Below are 1,345 nucleotides of genomic sequence, written 5' to 3'. Positions count from 1 at the left end.
GCCCGGCCCGCACCACCGGCAGCCGGCCTACCCGCCGCCCGCCTGGCAGCCGCCGCGTCCCCGCGGCGGCGGGGCCGGGGTGGTCATCGGCACGGTCTTCGGCCTGCTCGCCCTGACGTTCACCGGGCTCGTGGTGATCGGAGCGCTGATCAAGGGCAGCCGCGACGCGGTCTCGGTCTCGCCGGTCGCGATCCCCACCTTCACCCCGCCCGAGCGGTCCACCGAGCGGCCCGGCGGCGGCAGGAGCGAAGAGCCGGAGCCGCGCACGTCCCAGCCGTCCGCGAAACCGGCGGAGACCTCGGAGACCTCGGAGACCTCCAAGCCCCGGCGGGCCCTCAACACGAGCCTGAAGAACAACTCGCTCTACTCGGCCCGGGGCCTGCCCCGGGTGAGCTGCCCGGCGGGCTCCGGGAGCATCTACAGCCACAGCCAGCTCAAGTCTCTGATCCTCAAGACGTCCCGGTGCATGGACAAGGTCTGGTCGAAGACCCTCCAGGACAGGGGCATCGCCTGGCACCGCCCGGGCTACGCCATCACGTCGCGGCGGGGCCGCGGCGCCTGCGGGGACTTCCCGCAGACCGGGAGCATCGTGCCGTACTACTGCCCGCGCAACACCACGATCTACGCCTCCACCACGGCGATGGCCAGGGGATCGGGCAACGCGCTGGGCTACGGCCAGATCACCGACTGGCACGGCGCGATCATCAGCATGATGGCCCACGAGTACGGCCACCACGTCCAGCAGCTGTCGGGCCTGTCCAACACGTGGTGGCAGCAGACGCTCGAGTCGGGCAGCCGGAGCGGCAAGCTCGCGCTGAGCCGCCGGTTCGAGCTCCAGGCCACCTGCTTCGGCGGGATGTTCATGCGCGCGGCGGCGGCCAGCTACCCGGTCACCCCGGCCCGGCGCAACACGCTCTACTACTTCTACTCGCGGGTGGGCGACCATCCGGGCTGGCCCCGCGACCACGGCTCCCCGGCGAACAACAACCGCTGGTTCCGCCAGGGCTACGAGAAGAACAAGACCTTCCAGTGCAACACCTGGCTCGCCCCGTCCTCCACGACCTCATAGGTTAAACCTCCCTTCACTCAGAATTGCCCAGCTGTCTGTCATGTCCAGATATGGGGGCTAGAATCCAGGGCAATTCTGTGCAATCGGGGTGCCTCGGCTGTCGTGCCAGGTGGACCGGGCGAAACCATAGGAAGCGGTGTGACGATGCACCTTGGGCAGGACTCGGGGGATCTCACCGGCGAAGGCGGAAAACGCCGCCCTCGCCGACGTGCGGGCCGGGCGGCACGCCCCGGCGGCACGCCCACCGGGCAGGCACCCGACACGCCCGGCACGGCC

General features: G+C 70.5%; 1 protein-coding gene. It reads left to right on the top strand.

What is annotated here, in order from left to right; translation table 11 throughout:
* Window positions 1-1,069, top strand: a 1,069-nt coding sequence (locus ACWJ6R_RS36410) for a neutral zinc metallopeptidase (protein WP_449066560.1), incomplete at its 5' end; no start/stop codon positions are given.
* Between the last annotated feature and the right edge of the window lie 276 nt (window positions 1,070-1,345).

Source organism: Planomonospora algeriensis, from assembly GCF_977012225.1.
This window is presented reverse-complemented; position numbering and strand designations above follow the sequence as displayed.